Annotated in this window: 18 protein-coding genes and 1 tRNA gene; 10 read left to right on the top strand and 9 right to left on the bottom strand. The window is 64.9% G+C overall.

The annotated features are described in order from the left end of the window. The first annotated feature begins 22 nt into the window (after positions 1–22). On the top strand, positions 23–934 hold the full coding sequence (locus ACSBOX_RS08760; protein WP_442545653.1) for an aminoglycoside phosphotransferase family protein: 912 nt from the start codon (positions 23–25) through the stop codon (positions 932–934). On the opposite strand, the gene ACSBOX_RS08755 is transcribed toward ACSBOX_RS08760, so the two are convergent. The 3 genes from ACSBOX_RS08755 to ACSBOX_RS08745 all read right to left on the bottom strand — a co-directional run bounded on the left by ACSBOX_RS08755 (position 931) and on the right by ACSBOX_RS08745 (position 3,658). Further along, positions 931–2,076 carry a class I SAM-dependent methyltransferase gene (locus ACSBOX_RS08755; protein ID WP_442545652.1) on the bottom strand — a complete coding sequence of 382 codons (1,146 nt, stop codon included), beginning with the start codon at positions 2,074–2,076 and terminating at the stop codon, positions 931–933. The genes ACSBOX_RS08760 and ACSBOX_RS08755 overlap by 4 nt on opposite strands. A gap of 314 nt (positions 2,077–2,390) precedes the next feature. Next, a tRNA-Ala gene (locus tag ACSBOX_RS08750) sits at positions 2,391–2,463 on the bottom strand. Positions 2,464–2,707: 244 nt separating this feature from the next. Further along, positions 2,708–3,658, bottom strand: coding sequence for an NAD-dependent epimerase/dehydratase family protein (locus ACSBOX_RS08745; RefSeq protein WP_442545651.1), 951 nt, complete (start codon positions 3,656–3,658; stop codon positions 2,708–2,710). Between ACSBOX_RS08745 and ACSBOX_RS08740 the strand changes: the two genes are divergently transcribed. Further along, positions 3,649–4,347 carry a ScbR family autoregulator-binding transcription factor gene (locus tag ACSBOX_RS08740; RefSeq protein ID WP_442545650.1) on the top strand — a complete coding sequence of 233 codons (699 nt, stop codon included), beginning with the start codon at positions 3,649–3,651 and terminating at the stop codon, positions 4,345–4,347. The genes ACSBOX_RS08745 and ACSBOX_RS08740 overlap by 10 nt on opposite strands. Before the next feature lies 1 nt (position 4,348). Here the strand turns inward: ACSBOX_RS08740 and ACSBOX_RS08735 are convergent, their stop codons facing one another. Beyond that, entirely contained in the window at positions 4,349–5,236 is an 888-nt protein-coding gene (locus ACSBOX_RS08735) for a ScbA/BarX family gamma-butyrolactone biosynthesis protein (RefSeq protein ID WP_442545649.1), read from the bottom strand. A 162-nt stretch (positions 5,237–5,398) separates the two neighbouring features. Between ACSBOX_RS08735 and ACSBOX_RS08730 the strand changes: the two genes are divergently transcribed. Both ACSBOX_RS08730 and ACSBOX_RS08725 read left to right on the top strand, forming a co-directional pair. Further along, positions 5,399–6,016: a TetR family transcriptional regulator gene (locus ACSBOX_RS08730; RefSeq protein ID WP_442545648.1), complete on the top strand. Its 618-nt coding sequence runs from the start codon at positions 5,399–5,401 to the stop codon at positions 6,014–6,016. Positions 6,017–6,092: 76 nt separating this feature from the next. After that, a complete protein-coding gene (locus ACSBOX_RS08725; RefSeq protein WP_442545647.1) occupies positions 6,093–6,872 on the top strand; it encodes an SDR family NAD(P)-dependent oxidoreductase in 780 nt (259 codons plus the stop codon). A gap of 78 nt (positions 6,873–6,950) precedes the next feature. Here ACSBOX_RS08725 and ACSBOX_RS08720 read toward each other — a convergent pair whose 3' ends face one another. Beyond that, positions 6,951–7,736 (bottom strand): GntR family transcriptional regulator, encoded by a 786-nt coding sequence (locus ACSBOX_RS08720; protein WP_442545646.1) that lies wholly within the window; start codon positions 7,734–7,736, stop codon positions 6,951–6,953. Between the two features lie 158 nt (positions 7,737–7,894). On the opposite strand from ACSBOX_RS08720, the gene ACSBOX_RS08715 reads away from it, so the two are divergent. The 3 genes from ACSBOX_RS08715 to ACSBOX_RS08705 all read left to right on the top strand — a co-directional run bounded on the left by ACSBOX_RS08715 (position 7,895) and on the right by ACSBOX_RS08705 (position 11,263). Next, complete coding sequence (locus ACSBOX_RS08715; RefSeq protein WP_442545645.1) at positions 7,895–9,328, top strand: MFS transporter; 1,434 nt, start codon at positions 7,895–7,897, stop codon at positions 9,326–9,328. Between the two features lie 37 nt (positions 9,329–9,365). Beyond that, the gene (locus ACSBOX_RS08710; protein ID WP_442545644.1) at positions 9,366–10,343 is read left to right on the top strand and encodes a nucleoside hydrolase; all 978 of its coding nucleotides are present in this window, start codon (positions 9,366–9,368) and stop codon (positions 10,341–10,343) included. Positions 10,344–10,423: 80 nt separating this feature from the next. Continuing rightward, positions 10,424–11,263 (top strand): PfkB family carbohydrate kinase, encoded by an 840-nt coding sequence (locus ACSBOX_RS08705; RefSeq protein ID WP_442545643.1) that lies wholly within the window; start codon positions 10,424–10,426, stop codon positions 11,261–11,263. Positions 11,264–11,273: 10 nt separating this feature from the next. Here the strand turns inward: ACSBOX_RS08705 and ACSBOX_RS08700 are convergent, their stop codons facing one another. Next, positions 11,274–11,912, bottom strand: a complete 639-nt coding sequence (locus ACSBOX_RS08700) for a TetR/AcrR family transcriptional regulator (protein WP_442545642.1) — start codon at positions 11,910–11,912, stop codon at positions 11,274–11,276. Positions 11,913–12,013: 101 nt separating this feature from the next. On the opposite strand from ACSBOX_RS08700, the gene ACSBOX_RS08695 reads away from it, so the two are divergent. Together ACSBOX_RS08695 and ACSBOX_RS08690 are read left to right on the top strand one after the other, a co-directional pair. Next, entirely contained in the window at positions 12,014–13,060 is a 1,047-nt protein-coding gene (locus tag ACSBOX_RS08695) for an agmatine deiminase family protein (protein WP_442545641.1), read from the top strand. Next, a complete protein-coding gene (locus ACSBOX_RS08690; protein WP_442545640.1) occupies positions 13,057–14,778 on the top strand; it encodes an amidase in 1,722 nt (573 codons plus the stop codon). The genes ACSBOX_RS08695 and ACSBOX_RS08690 overlap by 4 nt, the downstream gene beginning before the upstream one ends. A 4-nt stretch (positions 14,779–14,782) precedes the next feature. Here the strand turns inward: ACSBOX_RS08690 and ACSBOX_RS08685 are convergent, their stop codons facing one another. From ACSBOX_RS08685 to ACSBOX_RS08675, 3 genes are all read right to left on the bottom strand, one after another. After that, positions 14,783–15,154 (bottom strand): sec-independent translocase, encoded by a 372-nt coding sequence (locus tag ACSBOX_RS08685; RefSeq protein ID WP_442545639.1) that lies wholly within the window; start codon positions 15,152–15,154, stop codon positions 14,783–14,785. A 60-nt stretch (positions 15,155–15,214) separates the two neighbouring features. After that, on the bottom strand, positions 15,215–15,769 hold the full coding sequence (locus ACSBOX_RS08680; RefSeq protein WP_442545638.1) for a hypothetical protein: 555 nt from the start codon (positions 15,767–15,769) through the stop codon (positions 15,215–15,217). A gap of 90 nt (positions 15,770–15,859) precedes the next feature. Continuing rightward, entirely contained in the window at positions 15,860–16,474 is a 615-nt protein-coding gene (locus tag ACSBOX_RS08675; protein WP_442545637.1) for a cadmium resistance transporter, read from the bottom strand. Between the two features lie 75 nt (positions 16,475–16,549). Between ACSBOX_RS08675 and ACSBOX_RS08670 the strand changes: the two genes are divergently transcribed. Further along, positions 16,550–17,401: a phosphotransferase gene (locus ACSBOX_RS08670; protein WP_442545636.1), complete on the top strand. Its 852-nt coding sequence runs from the start codon at positions 16,550–16,552 to the stop codon at positions 17,399–17,401. Positions 17,402–17,476 lie beyond the last annotated feature (75 nt).

The following is a 17,476-nucleotide window of genomic DNA, read 5'->3' as shown; positions in this document are numbered from 1 at the left end:
TTGCTGATGGGAGGCCCGGAATATGGCACTGATGCCGCAGGCCGAGCTCGACGTCACCGCGGAGTTGGTAAGGAATCTACTCGAGGAGCAGCTGCCACGGCTCTCGGACCTTCCGTTGGAACTGGTAGCCAATGGCTGGGACAACGTCATGTACCGGCTCGGCGAGGAGTGGGCCGTCCGCTTGCCCCGCCGGGAGGCGGCAGCACAGTTGATGCTGCATGAGCAGCAATATCTCCCCGAATATGCCAAGCGGTCCCCCGTCCCACTCCCAAGCCCTATCCACTTGGGGCGGCCGTCTGCGGACTTCCCCTGGCCTTGGAGCGTGGCTCCTTGGTTGGAAGGACTCCCGGCTGTGCTCGTTTCCCAGGAGTCACGGAACGCGGCGGCCGAGGACCTGGCCGCGTTTCTCCTCGCCATCCACGTCCCGGCCGCGCCGGGTGCTCCCGTCAATCCCGTGCGCGGGGTGCCTTTGGCAGCGAGGTCGGACGCGGTCATGGACAGGCTCCGCGATTCCAGGCGCTATCCGCAAGCGGGGCGGTTGCGGGCGCTCCTGACGGAGGCTTGCCTTGCCCCACCGTGGGACGGGCCCGCACTGTGGCTGCACGGCGACCTCCACCCGGCGAACGTCCTTGTGCGGCCCGACGGCCGGCTCGCCGCCGTCGTCGACTTCGGAGACCTCGGCGCCGGGGATCCCGCCGTCGATCTCGCCGCGGCGTGGTTGATGTTCGACGGCGGTGCGCGGCATCGTTTCATGGCGGCCTTCGGAGCCGCCGTGGATGCGGCGGCGTGGGCCCGGGCCCGCGGCTGGGCTGTGGTCCTCGCGACGGCGATGGTCAGTTTCTCGGATGACAATCCGGCGATGGCGGGAATCGGGCGCTTCGGGGTGGAGCAGGTGCTGTCGGAGCGCTGCCCGCCGAACCGGGCGGGCGACTAGCGTTTGATGCTGCGTGTCACGGTGAATTTCGGGTTCCGGCCGATTTCCGTGGTGGGGCCGATCAGCCTTTCCAGCGCAGCGCGGTACTGCAAGTGGCTGTTGTAGACAGTCCAGAGTTCGCCGCCGGGAGCCAGGACCCGCGCTGCGGCATCGAACATCTTCGTGGCCGCGCCGGCATGGACGCTGGCGCCGAGGTGGAACGGCGGATTCAGCAGGATGAGGTCGGCGCTGCCCGGTTCGAAGGTGGACATGGCGTCGTCCTGGACCACCGTGATGCGGTCTGCCAGACCGTTGGCTGCCGCCGTTGCCCTGGCGGACGCGACGGCCGCCGCAGATTGATCCGTCGCTGAAACCCGGGCCTCGGGACGGTTCCGGGCGTACATCGTCGCGAGGATCCCGGTCCCGCAACCAAGGTCCACCGCGTGGCGCGCCGTGGGGATCCTGTCCAGGAAGCCCAGGAGGAAGCGCGTGCCGATATCCAGCTTCGTGCCTGAAAACGCACCTCCGTGGGCACAGACCGTCATGCCGAGCTCCGTGTTCTGCTCCGAGACCGGGAAGGGCTCCGGCGTTTCCGGCCGCGTGGGATTGATGGCGAGCAGGACACGTGACTTCCGCTGCGCAAGCTGTGGCTGCACGGACTCGAAATTGCGTTCCAGGACGGCGTTCATGCCCAGGGTCATGTGCTTGACTCGTCCTCCGGCGAGCAGGACCGCGTCCGGCGCCGCAAAGCGGGCAACGGCGTCGACGATTTCCTCCAGTTCCGCGAGGGCCTTGGGGAGCTGCACGATCACCAGTTCGGCGCCGTCGAGCAACCCGGCACCCAGCTCGAACTGATCGAAGCGGCCGGCCAACCCGGACGCGTCCGCGTTCCGTTGCAGCGCGAGCCTGCCGGCGTAGAGGTCCTGGGTCACGCGCACGTGCCCGACGCCGAGGGCCGCCACAGCGCCCAGGGTCAGGGCCCCGTAGCGGTCACCGATCACAGCGACGCGGGTTTCCTGGCCGGGCACGTAGCCTGCCGCGGTCTCAAGGAGGAGCCTGTCGGTGGCGTCATGCGCCTGCAGGTTCTCTGCCTCGACGTCGGGGAAGCGGCGCAGGGTGCCGAACAGCGTCTCAAGGGTTTCATCCAGCTCGGTCAAGGTCACGGTGCACCAATCTATCCCCCTCGGGAACCCTCGACAACATAGGGGTGGCGGAGGAAGGTAGAGATTGCAAGTAACCGACCGTCTGACCGCTGCCGTCGGCACGGCACCCGCCGCAGCAGTGGCCCAACTAGCTCGCAGTTGATGTCGTTTTCAGGGCTGAAAGCGACATTAACTGCGTGGGCCCACGCCGCCCGGGTTCCCTGGCCGAGCTTGCGAGGCGAGGGTGGCGGTGGGGACTAGTTGGGGGCATCCACGGCTACCCACGGAGAGACGAAAAAGGGAACCACCCGCTCGGGTGATTCCCTTTTCTTCGGTGGAGCTGAGGGGACTCGAACCCCTGACCCCCTGCATGCCATGCAGGTGCGCTACCAGCTGCGCCACAGCCCCGAACTTTGCTCACCGGGACTTCCATCCCCGCCGGAGCAACTCGTCAATACTAAACCACAACGATGTGAGATTGGAAATCGAACCCGGCGGCTTCGGGACAGAGCTTCGGGACAGATGAGGTGCGGTCGATTGCTCGGCCGCACCTCCCCCCATTCCTGCCCTTCAGCTTGTTGTCACAATCGCAACGAGCCACTGGATTAAAGTCTAGAGACTGAAAGGCCAACAAACAAACCGTCCAACCGGTTTATGACTGATCGGTTCCCCGGGAAACGTCGTAGGAGGAAGAAAATTCGCCAAGGGCGCTCCTGAACGATTCCGGTTCGCGCCCGGAGATCCGCCAAAGGCGTTCAGAGGAGTACCAGTGATCCTTCGTTACCAAGTCAATCTGATGGCCGCTGAATCCGGCCGCGCGCAAGGCCGAACCGGCGCATTCGTCATCCCCCAGGAACCTCGGATATTCCACGCCGCATGCCCGGGCAACCCCTTGCAGGAGAAGTGACACAGGAACCGGTTCCGGATATGCGGCGTGGAACGCCTGTCCGGGTTGCGGAGGGGCCAACGCGAGCCCGGAAATCAGCCTTCCCAGCGCCTCCACACTGACGAGCGAAAGCAACGCCGAACCGTCTCCCGGCCAGCCGCCAGCCACATTCATCAGCTTGAGCAGGCCCGGGACAAACCAACGGTCTCCCGCACCGAACACGAGGTTGGGGCGGACAACCTCCCCGCCGCGGCCGAGAACCAGCTCTTCGGCGACGGCACGGCTGGCACTGGCCACCGAGGCCGGGTGATAACGGGCCTCGGATTCACGGATGCCGCGGTGCGGTCCGCTTCCGTAAACGCTGCACGTGCTGACATAGATCAGCCGGGCAACTCCTGCTTGCCTGCACTGCTCAAGGACGTGGCTGGTGCCGGACTCGTTGATCGCGTGGGCCAGGCGGGGGTCGGAGCCCACATAGGATGCCGCGTGGATGACAACATCCGTATCGCGCAGGAATGGGATCAGGCTCCCCGGGACGGAAATGTCGGCGGTGGCAATGGTAGCGTTATTGTTTCGTAGTCTTGCAACCGGTTTTCGTGAGAGTGCCACAACGTGCGCCCCTCCGGACCCGGCGAGTGAGGCTACAACCCGACTTCCAATGAAACCTGACGAACCCAGGACCAGAACCCGGGGCACATGGTCAACACATGTTGACATGGCACCCACAGGTCCCCCGGTCCGCCAGCTTCATGTACTCAAGTATCCCGGACGCAGAAACCGGAGAGGTCTCCACGCGGATCATGCAACAACGTGCCAAAGCCACCCGAACGGCAGTCATTGAGGGTGCAGCGTCGATCTTTGAAGAGGTCGGCTATGGGAATGCAAGCCTAAGCGACGTCACTGAGCGCGCCTCGGTCACCAAAGGCGCGCTCTATTTCCATTTCAAATCGAAGGAAGACCTGGCGCTGGCGGTCATAGCCGAACAGCACAACATTGTGCGTGTCGCTGGCGAGAAGATCGCCTCCGCGGGGCTGCCGGCATTGGAGACGATGATCGCCATGTGCCGCACGTTCGGGCAACAGCTTCTCGACGAGCCCGTGGTCAGGGCCGGAATCCGGCTGACATTTGAAGCTTCGGCGTTCAACGGCGACGTCAAGGGTCCGTACCAGGATTGGGTCACCACCATGGAGATGCTGACGCGCCAAGCCCAACTCGAGGGTGACGTGCGGCCCGAAGTAGATGCCGGCGACTTCGCACGGTACCTGGTTGCGTCTTTCACTGGCGTGCAGATGGTTTCCAACGTGCTGACGGAACGACGCGACGTCCTCAAACGCATTGAGGACATGTGGCGTTTCATGATGCCGGCCATTGCGCCGATACACGGGCAGGGCTCCGGGACTCGCTGAACTAGCGCGGCTCTTTGACCAGGGCCAACAAGGACATCAGGGTCTCTCCTTCGTGCAACAACCGGACCTTCACCACGCCGCGCGCAAGCTTGGATTCGAGCTGTGTCACGGCAACATCCACGGGATAGCTGAACTCGACCAACCTCATGAATTCCGCCTCAAACAGGGCAAAATCGGCATCCGGTCGGGAAGTCGCCGCCCGTACAGCCTGCCTCGCTGCCTCCACCAGCAGCATTCCCGGGACGTGGTCGAGGGGATGGTCAAAGAAGATCGGATGCGTTGGATCGACGCGCAACGGCCAAACGAACGGGCGGCTGCTTTGCCCCAGCATCACGTTCCGCTGGGTGGCATGCCCGACGTCGACACACGCCAGTAAGTCGTCCCCGGCGGCGGGCAGCCCAGTGCTGACCGCTCCGCGGAAGCGCTCATACGTCACGGGGTTCACAATGCGGGCCGCGGCCGCCCCTCCCCCTACGGGAGTGCCGTCAACGACGAACCGGGCGGACACTGTCAGTGCCGACAATTGCCCTCCACTGAGCTTCATATCCTTCACGTCGAGCTCGACGGCAACCTGCGTGGGTACCAAGGGATCCAGGATCGCTGCTTCCACCGAAATGCTCATGTACGGCATGATGAACGTATGGCTCAAGGGCACTCCGCACAGATGGGCCAAGAAGATTACTGCCTGCCTCAAGGTCTCAGCCATCAGCGCAGAGTCCGGCGAACCGTCCGGCGATCCATAAAACACGTGCCAGCGCGGCCATTGCGCTCCCGCAACAAACCGTCTGGAGCTTGATTGGACAAAGTCAGTCAAGAAGACTTCCGAAACGGAGCGCTTATGAACGAGCTCCCGATTGACGGAAGCCTCAAAGAGCGCTTCATCGCGCATTGGGTCCCCCCACTCCTCCCACATTCTGACAGAGCAGCAACCGCTGCTGTTGCGCCCCCATTAAATGCCCAAATCCTATCGGCAAGCCGTGCCCGTTGGATGATCGATGCCGGTGAACTCCCCACATTGACATACCTACTGGTCGGTTTGTAACTTGATAGGGTGGAATTCGCAGACACAGGCAGCACACCCAAGGGCGCGGCCACCCGGAATGAGATCCTTCGGGTTGCCGCGGAAGTTTTTGCGCGCAAGGGCTTCGAGCAGACCCGGATGGACGACATCATCCGCGCAGTCGGGCTCACGAAGGGAGCCATCTACTTCCACTTCTCGTCGAAAGCAATGTTGGCCCAGGCCGTCGTCGACGAGCAGAAGGCACGGTGGCTGCTTCGCGTCCACGAGGAAATTCTCAGCAAGAACAACCCGCTCGAAGAGTTGCGCCATCTCGGGGAGTTCATGGTCAGAACAGTCCGGAGCGACTCGTCCGCGTGGGGCGTGGTGCACCTGGCCAATCAATTGGCATCCACCAACGAGAATGCCGGCGGTACCTCACCCCTGGCGGCATGGGTGGATCTTGTGGCCGGTATCCTTCAGCGGGGCCGCGCAAGCGGCGTCCTCGCGTTTTCGGGAGACCCCGACGATGCGGCAACGGTCATCGTGGCCGCATTCGATGGGTTGAAGTCGGTTACCGACGCCCTTGACCCGAAGGACCTCGACGCCTTCGAGCGACGCGCGACCCTCCTCTTGGAACTGGTCGAGCGGCAGTTCATTTCCAGCCAGTAATGCGGCAAACCACAAGCCAAAGACCTCAACCCTTAGCCAAAAAACAAACCGCACAGTCAGTTTATTAGGAGAAGAAATGAACATTTCAGCCAAAACAGCCCTCATCACCGGAGCGTCCACCGGCATTGGTTCGGTGTTCGCCCGCAGGCTGGCTGCCGAGGGCGCACGTTTGATCCTGGTTGCCCGCAGCCAGGACAAACTCGACGCGCTTGCGGGTGAACTCCGCGGGCAGGGCACCGAAGTGACCGTCCTGGCCATGGACTTGAGCCTGCCGGACTCCGCAAAGGAACTACAGCTCGCCACCGACGCCCTGGGGCTCAAAGTGGACATCCTGGTCAACAACGCCGGATTCGGAACACACGGACACGTTCTCCATGCAGACGCCGATCGCTACGCGGAGCAAATCCAGTTGAACTGCTCCACCTTGGTCGGCACCAGCACGCGTTACCTGCCCGGCATGGTGGAGCGCGGCGCGGGGGCGATCATCAACATCGCGAGTACGGCCGCCTTCCAGCCGGTACCCCTCATGGCCGTCTACGGCGCGACGAAGGCCTTCGTTCTCTCGTTCACCCAGGCGCTGTGGGCCGAGACGCAAGGCACGGGCGTGAAAGTGCTTGCCGTTTGCCCGGGAGCCACGGACACGCCGTTCTTTGAAATCGCCGGCGAGTCAGCTGCCGCGGGCAACATGCGGACCCCGGAGCAGGTGGTAGACACTGCGATGTCCGCGATCCGCGGGAACAAGCCGAGCGTCGTGGATGGCCGGCTCAACTCCTTTGTTGCGCGGGTGGCCGTCAAGCTCCTGCCCGAGAAGCTGGTGATCGCGGTCGCGGGACGAGTCATGCGCCCGGCCAACTAGTCCCCAACTAGCTAGCAGTAGGTGTCGTTTTGGGCCCTCAAAACGACATCTACTGCGAGTCAGTTGGGTGCCCCACCGTCAGGTTCCCTGGATGATTCCGATCTGGACTACGCCGGTATTGACCAGCGTCTTCGCCAGGTAGACAACCTGGCCTGAATGCTCGACGGTCTGGGTCAGGATCAGCACCGGGTCCTTGGCGTCCAGCTCGAGCAACTCCCCTCTCGCGACGCCGGGGGTGCCTGCTGCGATATCAGTCTCGCCGGGCCCAAAGGCCGGGCCAATGGCCGAGATCAAATTGGCCAACAGCGTCGCTTCCTGCCCGACGTCGTCCACAATGGCCCGCGCCGCTTCAGGGTCGCGATCAACGAGACCCCCCTTGCTTGCCACGTGCTCCTGGACCAGGGCAATGGGTGAGCCGTCCCGCGTGAGGACGCTCTCGAAGAACCAAGAGGCCTCCTCTTCCCGGATTCCGAGAGGCTCCGCGGTGAACACCGACGACGACGGGTGCAATACGTGCTGCGTACGGCTGACCTGGATCGCCGATCCGGCCTCGGCCAGGATCTCCTCCATGGGCCTGATCCGTTCAAGGCCGACCCGCGGCAGGCGGGTGGCCACAAAACGTCCGATGCCCCGGCGGGAGCGCACATATCCGTCTTCTTCGAGGAGCATCAGGGCTTCACGGACCACCGTCCGGCTGACCTTCATCGCCGAACCAAGATCAGATTCCGAAGGCAACAGCGAGGAAACAGGGAAATGCCCGGCCCTGATGGCGTTCATGATGCGCGAGTAGACGGCAACGCGGAGCGGGATGTTGGCCGTAGCATCCAACGGCTCCGAAAGAACGGCTTCAGCACTGCGGTCCAAGATGGCTCCCTTCGTCGATAGTGAGAGTTTACGCGATGGGTATTCCAAGCTTGTATAACAAGCGTGTATGATTCACATATAAGCCACCTTGTGCTCTGCGCCACACCTGCATCGAGCCACCCCCCAAGCCGTTCTGTTTCAAACAAGGAAGTTTGTCCATGACAACCCAAGCCACCAGCACCGCAGGGCTCCCCGTTCGGCGAAAAGCAGCCCGAGTGCCCGTCCTCATCGCCACGCTCATCCTTTCGATCCTCAGCTACCAGCTCAACGCCAGCCTGTTCTCGGCCGCCCTGCCTGCCATGGCCGCCCACTTCCAGGAATCCACGGAAAACGTGGCCAAGGTCCAGTCATTGTTCTTCCTGACCGGCGCGGTCCTGGGCATGGCATTTTCCCGGTGGAGCGACTTCCTGGGACGCCGCCGCACCCTGCTGATCGTCCTCTCGATGATGTTGTGCGGCACCGTCTTGTGCCTTTTGGCGCCAAACCTGACCGTTCTCCTCGTGGGCCGGGTCCTGCAGAGTGCAACGAGCGCCACGTTCACCATTTCTTTCCTGCTCCTGTCCGAGCGCTTCAGCAAACGCCTCTTCGGCATCTCCGTCGGTGTCATCTCGGCGGTCAACGGCGGCATCGGCGGGCTCGACGGCTTCCTGGGCGGTTTCATCACCGACACCATCGGCTGGCACTTCCTCTTTGTGCTGGTCCTCGGCGTGGGCGTGCTCGCGATCGTGCTGGTCGCCGTCGTCGTCCCGAAGCGAGCCGCCCGGACACGGGAGGGACGCATGGACTGGTGGGGCGCCGGTACTCTGGGCACATTCCTGGTTCTCCTGAGCAACCTGATAGGGCAGGCTTCCACATCGGGGTGGGGCGATATCTGGACCCTTGGCTATCTCGCCGGCGCAGTGATTGCCGGGCTGGCGTTCGTCGCCGTGGAAAGGCGCGTTGCGCGCCCGCTGATCGCCATCGAGCAATTGCGGTCCCGCCAGGTATGGCCGGTTTTGGCAAGCACCGTACTGACGCTTGCCGGCATCTTCTCGGCGTTGAACTTCACCGTGATCCTCCTGAGCCAGGACGCAAAAGCCGGATATGGCCTGTCCGCCTCCATGTCCGCCCTCCTCTACCTGACGCCCACAGCCTTCGTCGGTGTGCTCACCGCGGTGTTCTCCGGCTGGTTTGCCCAGCGCATCGGCTGGTTCAAGGCGTTGCGGATCAGCAGCGGGCTGATCGTCGTCGCCGCGGTTGCGGTCGCAGTCTTCGCCGCGGACCGCTGGATGGTCTTCGCCCTGCTGATCATCATGGGGGTCCTGTACCTCGGACAGTTCCAGAGCACCGTCAGCGGCATCGCCGTGTTGAACTCACCCAAATCGGCTCCGGGTTCCGTGCCCGGCCTCAATGGAGCCTGCTTTGGAATCGGAGCCAGTGTGGGTATCGCCGTCGTCGCACCGGCCGTCGCCACCGGAACCATCGCCGGCTACCAAACTGCCCTGTGGATCTCGGCGGGCTTCGCCCTCGCGGCCTTCGCCGCTTCCCTGATCCTCCGCCCTGTCGCCGCGAGCTCCGCAGCGGCGCCCGCCGTCGTCGTCTCCCATGCTTGATCCCGGACCCGAGTCACCCAACCCACGAAGGAGCACCATGACCACCACCACACCGCAGCCGTTCTACCTCGACTGCGATACCGGCATCGACGATTCCCTCGCCATCGCCTATCTTTTGGCGAGCCCCGAGGTGGAGCTGGCCGGGATCGGAACCGTCAGCGGCAACGTCAGCGCCGCAACGGGGGCCGTCAACACGTTGAACCTGCTCCATGCGGCCGGGAGGGCCGGGATCCCGGTCGCCGTGGGTGCCCACGATCCCCTCATGGGAACGTTCGACGGCGGAGCGCCTCACGTCCACGGCGAGAACGGCATCGGCGGGGTCGTCTTGGAGGACTCCGGGCTGACCTTCGAATCAGAGACTGCCGCGGAGATGCTCGTGCGGCTCGCCCACGAGCACCCGGGTGAGTTGCGCGTGATTGCCGTCGGTCCGCTCACCAACCTGGCCCTCGCACTGCAGCTGGACCCGAAGCTCCCGGGCCTCGTCCGCGATGTCACGATCATGGGCGGAGCCGCGTTTGTGCCGGGCAACATCAGCCCGGTCGCCGAGGCCAACATCTTCAATGACGCCGAGGCCGCCGCCGTCGTGATGGAGGCCGATTGGCCGGTGACCATGGTTCCATTGGACGTCACCATGAACCACCGCTTCGATGAGGCCCATCGTGCGGCCCTTGCGGCGGCCGGACACCCGGTGGCCAACGCACTCTCCGGCATGCTCGTGCAGTATTTCGCCTTTTACAACACAATTTTCGGTGAGCATTGCGCCGCCCTCCACGATCCGCTGGCGGCGGCAATCGCCGTGGGTGCCCTGGAGCTCGACGACGCCCCGCACGTCGGAATATCCGTCGACACGAGCACCGGCGAGGCGCATGGCAAGACCCGCTGTGAGCGGTTCGACGGCGGAGCCGCCGGTGCGCGGCAGGTGCCGGAACGGGCGTCCCGGGTTGTGCTGTCCGTCAAGGGCGACGCCGCCGCCCACCTCCTGGAGCGGATCCTGTCCTTGCCGGCGGCGAACTGAAGGGTCTTTCGATGAACATGGCTTCCGGCACGAGGCCGGAAACCCAGCACCGCAATCCAGCACCCCCGGAAGGACAGCCCATGCCCATCCCCAGCACGCTCACCGTTGTCGGCAGCCTCAACGTCGATCTCACGTGCCGCGTCCAGCGCCTGCCCTCCCCCGGTGAAACCATCGGCGAAGGCACCCTCAACCGTCAGCCCGGCGGAAAGGGCGGCAACCAGGCCGCAGCTGCCGCACGGCTGGGTGGCGCTGCCCGCATGGTGGGCGCCGTCGGCGCGGATCCGGACGGACGGCTCCTGACGGACGCGCTGGACCGTGCAGGGGTTGATATTTCCGCAGTGGAGCAGGTTTCCGCGCCGACCGGTACTGCTTTGATCGTGATCGACAGCGAGGGCGAGAACCAGATCGCCGTGGCTCCTGGAGCCAACGCCATGGTTTCGCTGGAGCACGCCGATTTCTCCGATGGCGGGCCGGTACTCGCACAATTGGAGATCTCCGTCGATGCCGTGCTCGAAGCCGCTCGCCGCACCACGGGGTTCTTTGCCCTCAATGCGGCACCGGCGCAGCCATTGCCGGATGAACTCCTGGAGCGGTGCCAGCTGGTGATCGTCAACGAGTCCGAATACGAGCTCATCCCGGAGCTCCGGAACGCCAACCGCGTGGCCGTGACCTACGGTGCAGGCGGTGCGTCGATGTACAGGCAAGGGGCCAAGACCGCCCACGCGCCTGCGAGCAAGACGAGCGTCGTCAACAGCGTGGGGGCCGGTGACGCCTTCTGTGCTGCGCTCGTGCTCGCACTCTCGGCCGGCCTCGATGAGGAAAGCAGCCTCGCGGCGGCCTGCGCGGTGGGGGCTGCCGCCGTCGCGAGCGAGCTTTCCCAACCGGAGTTCGAGCGGCTGGAACACTACCTGCCGAACTAAGAGTCCGGGCTTATGGCGGGGCACCGCCCGGCAGCAGCGAACCGCGGGCCGCACCCACCATGCCTTCCACTGCGCGGGCCAGGTGCGTACCGCGGTCGCTGACACCGTCCCAGCGAACGAGGGCCTGGGCATTCAGCCCGTCCACCATGCCCAGGATCTGCCAGGCGACAGACGGAGCATCGAACGTCTCGAACTCACCGGCGTCGATCCCCGCTTCGACGACGCGCTGGACCACCGCCTGCCATGCATCCATCTGCTCACGGACGCAGGCTGCGAGCGCCTCGTTCCGGCGCCCCAGGGTCCACGCCTCTACCCAGATTGCCGTGACATCGAGGCGGCTACCGTCCATGAGTGTTTCGAGGAGCATTCCGAGTTGCTCCAAGGGAGTCGGCTGCCGCTCCAGGAGGCTCGCGACCTCTTCGGTCTCCGCCGCCACGATGGTCGTGAAAATGCCCGCCACGAGGGCCTCCGCATTGGGCTGGTAATGCGCCACGAGGCCCGAGGCCACGCCCACCCGTGCCGCCACGTTGCGCAGCGTAATGGCGGAAAGCCCCTGTTCGAGCGCTATTTCCCGGGCGGCCTCGGATATTTCGGCCGCGCGTTCGGCCGGCGTCTTCCGCGCTGCGCGTTTCTGTATGGTGCTTGACATCACAGAACAGTCTAAAGTAGTTTTCTTGTTATTGATCAGGCGATCAACAAGAATCTTCACCTCACCGACACTTTCACCTCACCAATACGCAGGAGACTTCCATGGCCTGGAGAATGCCAGCCGAAACCGCACCCCATGAGCGCACGTGGATGGCGTTCCCCCGCACCGGCCTGACGCTGGGCGACGACGCCGCTTCAGCGGAAGAAGCGTACGCGGCGTGGACCGCCGTCGCGCACGCGGTGTCCGAGTTCGAACCCGTCACCATGGTGGTCGACCCCAGTGAACGGGACCGGGCCAGCCGGATGCTCGGCGCCGGAATCGAACAGCTTGAAGCGCCACTCGACGAATTCTGGATGCGCGACGTCGGACCCACCTTCGTCGTCGACGACGAACGTCCCGGAGTGCTCGGCGCAGTCGACTGGATCTTCAACGGCTGGGGCGCACCGGCCTGGTCCGAATGGCAGAAGAGCGCCGGCATGGCCCGGTTTGTCGCCGAAGCGTCCGGCGCCGAACTGGTCACCTCCTTGCTGGTCAACGAGGGCGGCGCCATCCACGTCGATGGTGAAGGAACCGTGCTCGTCACGGAAACCGTCCAACTGGATCCACGCCGAAACCCCTCTGCGGACAAGGCACGCGTCGAAGCGGAACTCTCACGCACGCTGGGCACTAACCACACGGTGTGGGTGCCGCGCGGCCTCACCCGTGACTACGAGGACCTCGGCACACGCGGCCACATCGACATGGTGGCGACACTTCCTTCCCCGGGCCGGGTCCTGCTGCACTCGCAGACCAATCCAGGTCACCCCGATTTCGAGGTCAGCCGCACCCTCCAACGGTTCTTCGAAACCCAGCAGGACGCCGCAGGCAAGCCGTTCGAGATCACCTTGCTTCCCGCACCCGAGACCCTGCGCGACGAGGAAGGCTTCGTCGATTGGAGCTACGTCAACCACCTTGTGGTCAATGGCGGCGTGATTGCATGCGGCTATGGCGAAGAGCGGGCCGACGCCCTCGCCGCGGAAATCCTGGCCGAGGCGTATCCGGGCCGCCGCGTCGTCACCGTGGACGCCCGGCCCATCCTTGCCCGCGGCGGAGGAATCCACTGCATCACGCAACAGCAGCCCACACTCACCAGGCCGGCCGCACGATGAGCCACTTCGACGTCGTCGAGGCCTCCATTGCGCAGTTGCGTGCAGCGCTCGAGGCGGGCGAGGTAACCAGCGAGGAACTCACCCAGGCGTATCTGGACCGCATCGACGCCTACGACCGCAACGGCATCACCTTGAACGCCCTCGTGGTGATGAACCCCGAAGCGCTCGCCGATGCCCGGGCCTCGGACAAACGCCGGGCAAGCGGCGGCGTCCTCGGGCCCCTCGACGGCATTCCCTACACCGCGAAGGACAGCTACCTCGCCAAAGGGCTCACGGCCGCCGCGGGCTCCCCCGCGTTCGAAAACCTCATCGCCCAACGCGATGCCTTCACCATCGAACGGCTCCGCGCGGCAGGCGCAGTGCTGATCGGCCTGACCAACATGCCACCCATGGCCAACGGCGGTATGCAGCGCGGCGTCTATGGACGCGCAGAGAGCCCCTACAACGGCGATTTCCTCACCGCGGCGTTCGGATCCGGATCCTCGAACGGCTCGGGGACCGCTACCGCCGCGAGCTTCGGAGCCTTCGGGCTGGGCGAGGAGACCTGGTCAAGTGGCCGCGCACCGGCGTCGAACAATGCCTTGTGCGCGTACACCCCCTCGCGCGGGGTCATTTCAGTGCGCGGCAACTGGCCACTGGTCCCCACCATGGATGTGGTGGTGCCCCACACCCGGTCCATGGCGGACCTCTTGGAACTGCTCGATGTCATCGTTGCCGACGACGCCGAAACCCGTGGCGACTTCTGGCGTGCGCAGCCGTGGGTGCAGATCCCGGCCGCGTCCCTCGTCCGTCCAGCCTCCTACCCGGCGCTGGCACCATCCGACGCCGACGGCGCGTGCCCGGCTTTGCTGGGGAAACGCTTCGGGGTGCCGCGCATGTACATCAACGCAGACCCCGAGGCCGGGACCAGCGAAGCTCCTGGCATCGGCGGACCCACGGGTCAACGAATCCAGACGCGAGATTCCGTGATGGACCTGTGGGAGGCGGCCCGGCGCGACCTCGAAGCCGCCGGTGCCGAGGTGGTGTTGGTGGACTTCCCAGTGGTCTCCAACTACGAAGGCGACCGCCCGGGCACGCCCACCATCGCCACCCGCGGACTGGTGAGCCCTGAGTTCCTCCGGCGGGAAATCGTCGATCTCTCGGCGTGGGCCTGGGACGATTTCCTCTCAGCAAACGGTGATCCGGCGCTCAACAGCCTGGCCGACGTCGACGGCGCGGCGATCTTCCCGCACCCGGAGCGGGCGCTCCCGGACCGCTATGACGGTTTCGACGACGACATCGCCGACTATCCCGCGCACATCCGCGCCCATCGACCCGCATCGGTCACCGACATCCCGCACCTCGAAGAAGGCCTGCGCGGACTCGAAGAGACCCGGCGGGTGGACCTCGAGGAATGGATGGACGGCCTCAAGCTGGACGCCGTCATTTTCCCGGCCGCCGCCGACGTCGGACCGGCGGACATGGACACCAACGAATCCTCAGCCGATCTCGGCTGGCGCAACGGCGTCTGGGTGGCCAATGGCAACCTCGTTCCGCGGCATCTGGGAATCCCGACCGTCACTGTGCCGATGGGAACCATGAGCGATATCGGCATGCCCGTCGGGCTCACGTTCGCCGGCCGTGCCTACGACGACACCGCGCTGCTCGCCTTGGCGGCGGCGTTCGAGGCCACAGGCGAGCGTCGTACCGCTCCCCCACGCACACCGCGGCTCGACTGACGGATCAGGTGGACTCGTCGTCGAAGGGAGCCTTCTGCCCGGCCGCCAGCCGCACAACCGGGCGGGCGGGAGGCTGGACAGGGTGCTGCATTTGGGCTGGGATGGCAGGCTCGGGTAGCGGCTCGTCCTCGAGGAGGGCTTCACGGATAATGCGGCGAGGATCGTATTGGCGTGGATCCATTTTCCGCCAATCGATGTCCTCGAATTCGGGGCCGAGCTCCTGCCGGAGCTTTTCCTGCGCGCCGGAGGCCATGCGCCGCAGTTCGCGGATAAGCCGCCCCAGCTTCCTTGCATACTCTGGAAGCTTGGTCGGCCCAAGGACCAACACGGCAATGATCAGGAGAAGGGCAATCTTCTCGACCGAAATATCGATCATGGCTCCATTCTAAAGCCACCACCCGGTGGTTCAGGGCGGCACCGGGCTGGGTGGATCGGGCTAGGATATCGCGAACAACGCGACGGCAAGTCCAGCAGCCATCAGCGCCTCGCGAACGCCCTTCCATCGGGGAACGGCGTCCGATTTACTCTCGGCCGGCATCGCGAAAGTGCCCAGCACCCACCCGGTGGCGGCGAAAATCATGAGCAGGGCGCCCATGATGTCGGCAAGGATGATGCCCAGTTGGTGGCCTGGATGATCCGACACCGATCCGGCTCCACTCGACGCGGAAAGCAGCACCCAGCCCGAAAGCGCAGCCACCAGGGCGTTATAGATCGCGGACCATCGCCCTGCCTCGCCGGGACCCGAGCTCCTGTACACGATTCTGATGACGAAAAAGAGGAAGACAAGGCCAATCGCTGCTCCCAGGGGGACGACACCGAGCTGGGCCCATCCGAGCCCTACCGCCGCCATGGTTGCGGCCAATATCCCCGCTGCGGCCGCATCAATCCGTGCCGCCACACTCTTGGCCCGGAAGATGGCTCCGAACCCCAACACAGCCGCTGCCCCGAAGAGCACCACCAGAGCGCCTACAACAAACCAACCTCGGAACATACCCTGCCAATCCTCCTGCGCGCTTCCGGTTGAAACCCACCCGCAGTCATATCACTTCCGAATGGGAGAAACCTGCACGCTACGCGCAAATCAGGGCTGCACCAGCAGGGCAATGACTCCGGAGCGGACAATGATGGTGATCCCGAGGGCGATGTACACCACAGGAATCACCCGGTTTCCAGCCCGGCGGCAGAGCTCACCCACCTTCGGGTGCGCTGTCAGCCAGTAGCCCGCTGCGCACCACACCGCCACCATCACTGCGAAGGTAAGCCCCGTCGTCACCGAAGCAGCCGGCCCCAGCGAGCGGAAAAGCGGAATGTATACCGAGATGTTGTCTCCACCGTTGGCTACGGTCACCGCGACAACCACGGGCACGTTCAGCGAGCGCGGCTTCGGTGGATGTCCGGACGGGCGGGCGACCTTGAGCAAGGCGTAGCACCCCAAAACAAGCGGCACGAGGCCGAGGAAACCCACCCACTCAATCGGGACCGGAGTGAGCGCCAATGCCGCCGCGGCCGCCACCACGGTCAGTATTCCGATGCCGATGTACTGGCCTACCCAGATTCTCCAGAGTCTTGGCACCGTCCGGGTCCTCGCTGACAAGAAAAGAACGGACAAGACCAGGAGGTCGTCGAGGTTTGTCGCAGCAAAGGCTCCAGCCGCTGTCAGTACGGTGCCGCCCAGATCTTCCATCGCTGATGACATTACCGCTTGGAGCAGGCGCCCCTGCCCGGACCGCACAGGCTGGCGTCATCGACCGGGCCGTGGCAGCATCGGACGATGGATACCGATGCCCGTCCGTACGTCGAGTGTGGCCAGCCGGAACCTGCCGTTCCGCTATTTGGCGGGGACGTGACGGAGGGGCTCGTCCGGGTGGGCGATACAGTGCGGCGCCCTGTGAGCGATGCTTCTCCGCGAGTCCGCCGCGTCCTGGATTTCCTCCAATCGGCCGGCTTCCAGGGGGCGCCCCGCTTCCTCGGCATCGACGAAAGCGGCAGGGACACCCTGAGTTTCGTTCCCGGCGACGCCGCCGGTCGCCCTTGGCCACGCCGCGTCGCCGACGAATCGAGCGCCATCAGCGTCGCGCGCTTGGTGCGGGCCTACGATGACGCCGTGCAGCCGCTTGGGGTACCGGATTGGGCACACGCGCACGACGCCGCTGATCCCCTTGGGTGCCCCGGCTCAATCGCGGGACCGGCAACATTCCTCGCCCATATGGACATCACCCCGGAGAATGTCGTCTTCCGGGACGGCACCGCCGTCGCCCTGATTGACTTCGATCTGCTGCGCCCCGCGACCCGGGCTGAAGAGGTCGCGAACTTGCTCCTCTGGTGGGGCGCGTGGATGCCCGTCACCGACCGCGATCCCGTCATGCGCGGGGTCGACGCCGCCTCCCGGGGCGCCGTGCTGGTGGACGCCTATGGCCTGGGCCCTGCTGACCGCGCCAAGGTAGTTGACGTGGCCCGGAACGCCGCGGACCGCTCCTGGCATCTGATGGGGCACAGGGCGTTCACCCAGGGCGGCGGCTGGAAACGGATGTGGGACGAAGGCATCGGGGACAAGATCCTTCGCCGCCAGGCATGGCTCGCCGAAAACGCCGCAGCTCTCCACGCCGCGATAACGAGCCGCTAAGCCTCGTCGGGGTGACGCAGGCCTAAAGGAGCTCAACGTGTCTCAATATTTCACTTAATGAGAATGAGTATTGAT

The organism is Arthrobacter sp. KN11-1C, from assembly GCF_052180225.1.
Taxonomy (GTDB): domain Bacteria; phylum Actinomycetota; class Actinomycetes; order Actinomycetales; family Micrococcaceae; genus Arthrobacter.
Note: the sequence above shows the minus strand (reverse complement) of the source record. Positions and strands in the feature narration are given on the sequence as shown.

What these genes read in the sequence shown, in the direction of transcription:
- ACSBOX_RS08760 (WP_442545653.1), top strand. Translation starts at nt 23, where the DNA reads ATGGCACTGATGCCGCAGGCCGAGCTCGACGTCACCGCGGAGTTGGTA.
- ACSBOX_RS08740 (WP_442545650.1), top strand. Translation starts at nt 3,649, where the DNA reads ATGTTGACATGGCACCCACAGGTCCCCCGGTCCGCCAGCTTCATGTAC.
- ACSBOX_RS08745 (WP_442545651.1), bottom strand. Translation starts at nt 3,658, where the DNA reads ATGTCAACATGTGTTGACCATGTGCCCCGGGTTCTGGTCCTGGGTTCG.
- ACSBOX_RS08735 (WP_442545649.1), bottom strand. Translation starts at nt 5,236, where the DNA reads ATGCGCGATGAAGCGCTCTTTGAGGCTTCCGTCAATCGGGAGCTCGTT.
- ACSBOX_RS08725 (WP_442545647.1), top strand. Translation starts at nt 6,093, where the DNA reads ATGAACATTTCAGCCAAAACAGCCCTCATCACCGGAGCGTCCACCGGC.
- ACSBOX_RS08715 (WP_442545645.1), top strand. Translation starts at nt 7,895, where the DNA reads ATGACAACCCAAGCCACCAGCACCGCAGGGCTCCCCGTTCGGCGAAAA.
- ACSBOX_RS08710 (WP_442545644.1), top strand. Translation starts at nt 9,366, where the DNA reads ATGACCACCACCACACCGCAGCCGTTCTACCTCGACTGCGATACCGGC.
- ACSBOX_RS08705 (WP_442545643.1), top strand. Translation starts at nt 10,424, where the DNA reads ATGCCCATCCCCAGCACGCTCACCGTTGTCGGCAGCCTCAACGTCGAT.
- ACSBOX_RS08700 (WP_442545642.1), bottom strand. Translation starts at nt 11,912, where the DNA reads ATGTCAAGCACCATACAGAAACGCGCAGCGCGGAAGACGCCGGCCGAA.
- ACSBOX_RS08695 (WP_442545641.1), top strand. Translation starts at nt 12,014, where the DNA reads ATGGCCTGGAGAATGCCAGCCGAAACCGCACCCCATGAGCGCACGTGG.
- ACSBOX_RS08690 (WP_442545640.1), top strand. Translation starts at nt 13,057, where the DNA reads ATGAGCCACTTCGACGTCGTCGAGGCCTCCATTGCGCAGTTGCGTGCA.
- ACSBOX_RS08685 (WP_442545639.1), bottom strand. Translation starts at nt 15,154, where the DNA reads ATGATCGATATTTCGGTCGAGAAGATTGCCCTTCTCCTGATCATTGCC.
- ACSBOX_RS08680 (WP_442545638.1), bottom strand. Translation starts at nt 15,769, where the DNA reads ATGTTCCGAGGTTGGTTTGTTGTAGGCGCTCTGGTGGTGCTCTTCGGG.
- ACSBOX_RS08675 (WP_442545637.1), bottom strand. Translation starts at nt 16,474, where the DNA reads ATGTCATCAGCGATGGAAGATCTGGGCGGCACCGTACTGACAGCGGCT.
- ACSBOX_RS08670 (WP_442545636.1), top strand. Translation starts at nt 16,550, where the DNA reads ATGGATACCGATGCCCGTCCGTACGTCGAGTGTGGCCAGCCGGAACCT.